This window comes from Neobacillus fumarioli NBRC 102428, assembly GCF_001591485.1.
In the GTDB taxonomy this organism is placed as follows: Bacteria; Bacillota; Bacilli; order Bacillales; family Cytobacillaceae; genus Neobacillus; species Neobacillus fumarioli.
In genome coordinates, this window is the sequence record NZ_BCUZ01000113.1 from 1 (window position 1) to 8,762 (window position 8,762).

The following is an 8,762-nucleotide window of genomic DNA, read 5'->3' on the forward strand; positions in this document are numbered from 1 at the left end:
TAACCTTGATAAAAGACAGTTTTACTGCTGCTTGCATCTAGTTTTGGGCTTCACAACTCGGATGAAGCACTGTTTCCTGCTGCACGGATAGAGTTCTGGTCTACGTTCATCCTGAGGTAAGCCCAATTCAAAAAAAATCCGGCACCATAAAACGGCGCCGGAGATCATTAAACTGCCTCTTCTTCCAATAAACCTACTAATTGCAGTCCTTTTAAAATCCCATCCTCATTCACATCTTTTGTTACATATTTCGCAACCTGTTTGACTTCCTCTTCGGCATTGCCCATGGCGACGCTGTTTTTAACAAAGGAAAGCATTTCAATATCATTTAGTCCGTCACCGAAAGCATACACGGATTCCATTGGGATATTCAAATATTTAATCAGTTGTTCAATACCTTTCGCCTTGGAACCACCCGCAGGCAGCACATCCATAGAAAATTCATGCCACCTTATAAAGTCAAACTGGGAAAACTTCTCTCGATATACGTCTTCATTATCTTCCGTACAAAAAAGCAATGACTGATAAACAGGATTATTTTTGTAAAATAACGGATCAAAAATCGGCTCAGCCGCAATCTTCAACGATCCAATTCCTTGTTCAATATAAGTATGACGCTCAACATTTGCATACATCCCATTATGATGTTGATAAATCATTGGGTTGTTTTCTGCTTTAGCAAACTCTGTCAGCAAGTGAAGTGCCTCTTGGTCCAAAGGATTTACAAAAATGGGCTTCCCGTTATAGACCACATATTGGCCATTAAAGCTGACATACGTATGAATCCCCAGTTCTTCCCTTATATTTTCAAACATAAATGGTGCTCTGCCTGTTGCAATCGCCAACTCATGCCCTAATTCTTTTAATCTAGTAACTGCCTTTTTCGTTGATTCCGGCAATTTTTTCTCATGGTTTAACAACGTTCCATCTATATCGAAAAAAATCATTTGTTTATTCATGGTGTTCCTCCATTCATTGGAAACCCAAACATTTCAATTTCCGTTTTTTCCTTATATACTTAAAACACATCAACTACTATAATACCTGAAAAAATCCTTTATTTAAAGTGGGCAGGTTCCGTAAATTCCCGATTATTCCCAAGGAATGAAGCGCAAGTATATTTCATCATCATCTCCGTGCTATAATTTGAAGGGGAAAATAAAGATAGAGGTGACCATTCTTGGCAATACATGTTGTCCTATATCAACCGGAAATTCCGTCTAATACGGCAAATATTTCACGAATCTGTGCTGCAACGGATACAGCCTTGCATCTGATCCGGCCACTTGGCTTTTCAACAGATGAAAAAATGTTAGAACAAGCTGGTTTAGATTTCTGGCAGTCTGTAAACATCATGTATTATGACTCTTTAGATGACTTTTTTTCAAAAAATCAAGGTGAGTTTTACTATATCGAGACCTTTGGTGAAAATAACTATTCATCCATTGATTTTAGTGACAGATCGAAGGAACATTATTTTATATTTGGAAAAGAATCAACGGGTTTACCAAAAGATTTACTAGAAAAAAATAAAGATCATTTTATGAGAATACCAATGAATGATCATGTTCGTTCACTGAACCTTTCGAATACAGCTGCGATATTGGTGTATGAGGCTCTGCGCCAGCAAGGATATCCTAACTTAAAATAAATGAACAACTACTGCTTCTTAAGATTCAAAAAACAGGACGAGTAGACAACTCATCCTGTTTTCCGATATTTCCGTTCCATTTTGTTCTTATACAACAAGTCCTGGCGAAATCATTCACCGAAACTCTCTTTTTAAGCTTCTACTTTATTAAAAAATTGCGGCAGGTATTCTTTATGGGCTTCCAGCATTTCATCCAGTATGGTTTTGGCCACTTTGTCGGAAGGGACTAATGGGTTAATGGTCATTGCTAACAGTGCAGTGTTATAGTCGCCGGTGACAGCGGCTTTGGCAGCGATTCGTTCAAATGATTTGATTTGTTGGACAAGTCCGCGGACGGCAACTGGAAGGTCGCCGACCGAGATCGGTTTCGGGCCTTCTTTCGTAATAATGCAGTTTACCTCAACAGCTGACTCGTCCGGTATGCTTGCGATTGCCCCATTATTTCTTGTATTGACAGGTTGGATATCACGCTTGTCATTGTAGATAGAATTGATCAAGTTGCAGGCGGCATCGCTGTAATAGGCACCTCCGCGTTTTTCCAGCTGCTTCGGCTTAACCGCCAAGTCCGGATCTTTGTAAAGTTCAAATAGTTCTTTTTCCACCTGTTTAACGACTTCCGCGCGGGTGCCGACAGTACCCGCCGCCTCCCTCTCTTCTTCTAGCATTTCTTTTGTTTTGTAATAATACCGGTGGTACGGACATGGAATCGCCTTTAGTCCGCGAAGAAATTCCGGTTCCCAGCCAATGGCGGCAATATTTTTCATGGACATAGAATTGTCTGAGTTCGCCATTTTTTCAAGTACTTCATCAAGAATGCTTACACCATCTAAGTAAACATTCAGACCAAAGACCATATGATTCAATCCGGCAAAATCGACATGAATCCTTTCCGGTTCAACATCGAACATTTCAGCAATTCCCATACGAATGCCGACTGGAACATTACATAAGCCGACAACTTTCTTAATATTGCTGTAACGTAGGACTGCTTCCGTTACCATCCCCGCAGGATTGGTAAAGTTAACGAGCCATGCGTTTGGACACAGCTCTTCCATGTCTTTACAAATATCAAGAATAACCGGGATCGTTCTTAATCCTTTGAACAATCCGCCCGGACCGTTTGTTTCTTGACCAATCACATTGTATTTCAGTGGAATTCTTTCATCTTTTGCGCGGGCATCTAATAAGCCAACACGAAACTGAGTGGTGACAAAGTCAGCATCTTTCAACGCTTCGCGGCGGTTCAATGTTAAATGAATATCAATTGGAACTCCTGCTTTTTCCACCATGCGCTTGGCAAGGTTTCCGACTATCTTCAGCTTTTCTTCGCCTGCAGGAATATCCACAAGCCAAAGCTCGCGCACTGGTAATTCATCGTAACGTTTAATGAAACCTTCCACTAATTCAGGCGTATAGCTCGAACCTCCGCCAATTGTTACAATTTTTACTCCTTTTTTCATGAACGAACACCTCCGGATTGTTTTACAGTTTCATAAAGATCGACAAATTCAATTGCTAAGTCCCTAATCGTCATCGCATTCATTAAATGATCTTGGGCATGAACCAATAACAAAGAGACTTCCGTCTTATCCCCTCTCACTTCATTTTGGATCAAGGACGTTTGGATATGGTGTGCTTCATTTAGTGCATCGCCGGCTTCTTGTAATTTTTGGCGGGCAGCTGTGAAATCACCTTGTTTAGCTGCCATGATTGCCTCCATGGCAGAGCTTTTTCCATTGCCGCCATGTAAGATGATTTGAAAAATTATTTCTTCGAAGTTTTTCATCCGTCTCTCCCTTTTCACAAGTTGATAACAGCTAAGGGTCTAGCTCCATCCGAAAAAATTTCGGTAAAGAGGGCCGACCCTTTTTCAAATAAACACTTCTTTCAATTTACATGGATACTACATTCTTCGATGGTTCTTCCACTTGTACTTCTTGTTTCTTCAACATTTTATCGTACATCATAAAGAACGGCAGATAGATAAAGAAGTCCATTACAATGTTAAAGGCTTGCATGATAGCGCCGGAAATTGAGCCTGTTGCCAAAAAGCCGCTGATGATCGGCGGTGTTGTCCAAGGAACTGCTACACCATTTGGTCTTGCAACCAAGCCAAGGTCCATTCCAATATAGGTTGCTACAACGTTCATCAATGGAGCCAGGATAAATGGAATGACTAATAGTGCGTTCATGACAATTGGAGCTCCGAATGTAACCGGTTCATTGATTTCGAAGATACCAGGCCCTATTGCCAGTTTGCCGAGCTGTTTCAATTGTCCCGACTTTGCAAAGAATAGGAACAGGATGACCAGCCCGAAAGTTGCCCCAGAACCGCCTAAGTGAACAAAATTATCAAAGAATTGCTGTGTAATAATATGCGGCAGCGGTTTATGTGCAGCATAAGCGGCTGCGTTGTCGCCCATTGCTCCCAACCAAATCGGACCCATAACGCCGCTGACAATGTTTGCACCGTGAAGTCCACATACCCATAATAATGAAATTAACCCCTCAGCAATAATCGAGCCCCATAAAATTGTACCTAACACGCCAAGCGGTTTGCCAAGAATATCCCCAACGATATTGTGGAGGTTGCCAAAATGCGTATTTTCAATCCAAAGGCGCAGTAACCAAACAATGAAAATGACTATAAAACCTGGAATAAGCGCGACAAATGATTTCGATACTGCTGGCGGAACCCCGTCAGGCATTCTGATGACGATATTTTTCTTGACAATAAAACGATAAATTTCCGTAGATCCTAATGCTATGATCATTGCGACGAATAACCCTTTACTTCCCATCAAAGCAACCGGAATACCTCCTGTTACTTGAATCGCTTCCTTCGCACCAACCGGTATGAACGGAATTGAGAATGGAGTGGCTAGCAAGAAGGCGCAGATGGAAATAACTCCTGCTGTTACGCCATCAATTTCATAAGATTCTGCCAGCCGATACGCAATACCGAAACAGGCGATCAATCCCATCATATTGAACGTTGCATCCACCGGGTAGGCTAACTTGGTTGAAAAATCTTTACCGAATGTGTGAGCCAGCCAATCTGAATAATGCGGAAATGGCAAGTTAGCAAGAATCAGGAATACAGAACCGATAATAATCATTGGCATAGCAAGCGCGATCCCGTCCCGTAAGGCACATAGATGTTTTTGTGCTGCAAGCCTACCCGCTACAGGCATGAAATATTTTTCCATGTAATGAAATAGCTTGTTCATATGCCCCACTCCTTATTTATGATCGCTAATAAGCGTAATGGCCGTTTTTAAAACTTCAGGGCCATTACACATTCCATAGTGTACTGGATGAATAGCATCTACTGGAATTCCTCTTTCTTCGCCAAGCTTTTTCATTTGTGGCAGCAAATATCGGACTTGCGGGCCAAGCAAAAGACAATCTGCTTGATCAATATGATTTCTTACTGAATCGGCACTTTCCGCCCAGATTTTGCATTCAAGCCCTTGCTCTTCCGCTGCTTTCTGCATTTTTGCTACTAATAGACTTGTAGACATCCCTGCTGCACAACATAATAAAATATTCATTTGGTTGGTTCAGCCTCCTAATGATCGGTATTCTTGACTTGCTCTTGTTGTCTTCATTGTATTTTAAAAGCACTTACATTTACACCTATCCTTTTTCCGTTGTACAACGGAAATGATTGTTCGGAATTTACCGAAAATTATTTTTACATAAAAATAGAACCAGCTAGTCGCTGATCCTGTCACTTTTCCTTATAAGATCTTCAGCAAACCGCAATACTTCTTTTCCGTTAAAAGTTCCATAATATGCCGTATCAATCACGCCTAGTGGAATTCCTCTTTTATCACATAGTTTCTTAAATTCTGGAAACATATAGCGGACTTGGGGACCAAGCAAAAGACAATCCGCTTTACTCATTTCCTTGTTCACAGAATCAATCGGCACAGCCCAGATGTGATATGGAAGATTTTGCTCTAAGGCACTTTTCTTCATTCTGGAAACTAATAAGCTCGTCGACATCCCCGCTGAACAACATAATAAAATATTCATCTATTTCCTCCATTAGTTGAAAAAACAGCTTCCAGCTCTTTGTAAGTTTTACATTTGATTAACTGCTGTACTACTTGATAATTATCAATAAGTTCGACTAAATAATCATACATGGTTTGCAGCTCATTCCCGCTATTCTTCTCCACACTTAATAAACAGATAAATTGAACTCTCTTCCCGCCCCAGTCAATCGGTTTCTTCAACGTGCAAATCGTCCAAAAGGTTGTGTCTGTTTGGGGAATCACAGGATGAGGAATCGCAACAAAATTTCCATAGCTTGTTGGCGGTAGTTCTTCCCTTTTTAACACACTTGCTAAAAAATCATCTTCCACAAGCCCAAAAGACTTCAGCTGCTTGCACAAGAAGTTCAAAACGTCTTCCCTCTTTTCAAAATCCTTTTGTAGAAACGTTAATTCTTCTTTCATATACGGAAGATTTTGAACAGGTTGTCCGGTTAGCATCATTTCAATTTTTTTAAAATCCTCGCCCCCTAAAATGGTATTAACTTGAATAACCGCAACTGGAAGATCTGTTGGAATCGAAATGGTACTAAGAATGAAATCAATTGTCTGGAGTGCAACTTGATTTAGATTGTAATAATCCGTTGTCCCGGCAATTACCACTTGATCACCGAACTTTGAATAGATTTTAGAAGCTAGCAGTCGGGCACTGCCAACACCAGACGCACAAACGATTAAGCATCTTTTTACCTTTCTGCTGCTTTTTGCATTTTCAATTGCTGCACCAAAATGCAACGCTAAATAGCCAATTTCATTCTCATTGATTTCAATTCCCAATTCCCGCTTAATTACCATACTTGCAATCACAGCTGCCTGGAAGGCTGCCGGATATTTGCATTTGATTTCCTCAAGTAAGGGATTTTGCAAATTAATCCCATACTGATAACGATGGATGGCAGGTTTTAAATGAAGGCAGATGGCCACGTACAATTCCTGATCATCTTTAATTCCCAATTTAAGTTCACGATCAATCGTTTCAAGGATTTTAGTAACAACACCATCAATCTCTTGATCAATCAACTCATGAATCGTATGTTCATCCAACTGTAACTCTGTTACCATTTTCGTTCCAAGCAAATGGATTGTAATATAACCTACTTCTGTTTCAGGAAATTGAACAGCTAATACATTTTCAAGTTCTATGATGATTTCCTTAGCTACTTTATATTGTTTTTCCTTTTTTAGTTTAAGTAAATCGTGATGATATATCGTTACATACTTTTCAGAATTGATCCGATGATAGGCAATGGCGATATGAATAATCAGGTTATTTAAACCTATGTCGGAGAGTCTGATATTGTGTGTGTTAATCCGCTCCACGATCACGTTTCGGATCATTGTTAAATGTTCTTTTGAAATAATAGGCAAATCGGTGTGGGATAAACTGATGTCACTTTTAATTGTTTGAAGGAGATGGTCGGCCATGCATAAACGCAGCTTAAACTCGTCGCCTTTTACCTTCAGCCGAAATTCGGGCGTTTTTCAAGTGTAATTCCATAACGCCCGAAAATCGTCTTTACATCTTTTAGGTCATTCTGCAGTGTAGATCGGCTGATATAGAGTTCATCTGCTAAACTATCAAGTTTAATGTAATTTTCTGCAAGTAAGAGACGTTTCAAAATATAGTGGACGCGGTCCTCCGGCATAATTGGCATCTCTTCGTTTTCTTTTTCCTGTTCGACAATTCCGTACAAAAGCTTGCGAAAATTCTGTTCGTCATGAAGTACAAGCTCATATCCGGTTCCCCTAATTGATTTAATCGAGGCTCCGTACTCTTTGACAATCGTCTCTAGTTCTTTTATATCATTCCTAACAGTTCTTGACGTTACCGCTAGAACCTTCGCCAAAAACTCACTTGTCACCGCTGTTTCCGCTTTCAACAAGTGTCGCAATATTACAGTCATTCGAGGATTCAGCACACCCCATCCCCCCCTTTAAACAGAAAAATCTATATCTATTGTAGCTGCTTCTGGATAAACTACGCAAAAAATTACTCATGATAAAAACACTTTTTAATGGCATTCTATAAATTCATAGGGATATTCTACCATTGTGTTTTTTCAAAAAAATACCGCGCTTCTATTAAATAAAAGGCTATTTTCTATTCTTATACTAAAACAATAGAATCCGGCAGATCTACTGATGTCAAGATTGCTGTTTCTCGTACTCTCATGATGTTATAAGATGAATAATTCATGACTTCATCGTCCAAATATGCTGGATGGCACATAATTTCGACTGTTTGTCCATCCGCTACTCTTTCAGGTAATTGGTTAAAATAATCATCGCTTATGGTTTCCCCGTAAAAGTCCTCGAAGAATACATCTGTAAAAGGTTTAACCCCTTCTACTCTGTTTTCGGTCAATCTGACAGGCAAATCATATTGATTGGCAAGTTTTCGAATAACAGAGTGGAATTCCTTTATCCCATGAACATGATGGTGGCTATCCAAATGAGTCGGCACTAATCCCGATGCCAAAAATGCTTCAATCTGTGCTGTCCATTCGCGCTCCAAATCGGTTAAATTGATATCATAATCTTCTTGGATCTGGTTTAGCCGTTTAAAATTACCGTTCTCATTGATCAGGCTCGGAACATCTTTTAACAGCGGTTTACCGCAAGTTACTACTAAATGAATCCCCACTTGTAATGTAGGATTTTCTTTTGCCAATCGGGTCGCATGGGTCGTTCCCGGCATATTCATCATCATCGTCGCTGAATTAACAATTCCTCTTTTATGACAATCAATAATTCCATAATTGACTCCCCTCGAGTAACCAAAATCATCGGCATTTACGATTAATTTAATCATCATCTGCACTCTCCTTAAAGATCGGGAAATCCTATGCTTAAAAATTCTTTAACTTTAATTATATAATTAAAGCATTTTCATCTTCATGCAAAAAATTTCCGCTGGTTAACGGAAATTTTTAATATAAGGCTCTGTTATTGTTCATTGTTGTTTTTCAGCAGGGTACTCACTTAATCGGAAAAATTCCGCTTTTTTTTATAAAATAGCGATTAGACAAAGAAATAGGCGGAGGTTTTCC

At 39.8% G+C, this 8,762-nt stretch carries 8 protein-coding genes and 1 pseudogene; 1 reads left to right on the top strand and 8 read right to left on the bottom strand.

The window, feature by feature from the left end:
* Positions 1-167: 167 nt before the first annotated feature.
* Entirely contained in the window at positions 168-959 is a 792-nt protein-coding gene (locus BFU02S_RS13035) for a Cof-type HAD-IIB family hydrolase (RefSeq protein WP_066371390.1), read from the bottom strand.
* A 221-nt stretch (positions 960-1,180) separates the two neighbouring features.
* On the opposite strand from BFU02S_RS13035, the gene BFU02S_RS13040 reads away from it, so the two are divergent.
* Entirely contained in the window at positions 1,181-1,651 is a 471-nt protein-coding gene (locus BFU02S_RS13040; RefSeq protein WP_066371393.1) for a tRNA (cytidine(34)-2'-O)-methyltransferase, read from the top strand.
* 131 nt (positions 1,652-1,782) lie between these two features.
* Here the strand turns inward: BFU02S_RS13040 and BFU02S_RS13045 are convergent, their stop codons facing one another.
* The 7 genes and pseudogenes from BFU02S_RS13045 to chbG form a co-directional block, all read right to left on the bottom strand.
* The gene (locus BFU02S_RS13045; RefSeq protein ID WP_066371397.1) at positions 1,783-3,111 is read right to left on the bottom strand and encodes a 6-phospho-beta-glucosidase; all 1,329 of its coding nucleotides are present in this window, start codon (positions 3,109-3,111) and stop codon (positions 1,783-1,785) included.
* Positions 3,108-3,437 (bottom strand): PTS lactose/cellobiose transporter subunit IIA, encoded by a 330-nt coding sequence (locus tag BFU02S_RS13050; RefSeq protein ID WP_066371400.1) that lies wholly within the window; start codon positions 3,435-3,437, stop codon positions 3,108-3,110. The genes BFU02S_RS13045 and BFU02S_RS13050 overlap by 4 nt, the downstream gene beginning before the upstream one ends.
* Positions 3,438-3,543: 106 nt before the next feature.
* A complete protein-coding gene (gene celB, locus BFU02S_RS13055) occupies positions 3,544-4,881 on the bottom strand; it encodes a PTS cellobiose transporter subunit IIC (RefSeq protein ID WP_066371405.1) in 1,338 nt (445 codons plus the stop codon).
* 12 nt (positions 4,882-4,893) lie between these two features.
* A complete protein-coding gene (locus tag BFU02S_RS13060; protein WP_066371407.1) occupies positions 4,894-5,205 on the bottom strand; it encodes a PTS sugar transporter subunit IIB in 312 nt (103 codons plus the stop codon).
* Positions 5,206-5,368: 163 nt separating this feature from the next.
* Positions 5,369-5,692 carry a PTS sugar transporter subunit IIB gene (locus tag BFU02S_RS13065; RefSeq protein WP_066371411.1) on the bottom strand — a complete coding sequence of 108 codons (324 nt, stop codon included), beginning with the start codon at positions 5,690-5,692 and terminating at the stop codon, positions 5,369-5,371.
* Positions 5,689-7,631, bottom strand: a pseudogene (locus BFU02S_RS13070) (BglG family transcription antiterminator). The gene BFU02S_RS13065 and the pseudogene BFU02S_RS13070 overlap by 4 nt, the downstream one beginning before the upstream one ends.
* A 188-nt stretch (positions 7,632-7,819) precedes the next feature.
* Positions 7,820-8,524 carry a chitin disaccharide deacetylase gene (chbG, locus tag BFU02S_RS13075; protein ID WP_066371415.1) on the bottom strand — a complete coding sequence of 235 codons (705 nt, stop codon included), beginning with the start codon at positions 8,522-8,524 and terminating at the stop codon, positions 7,820-7,822.
* Positions 8,525-8,762 lie beyond the last annotated feature (238 nt).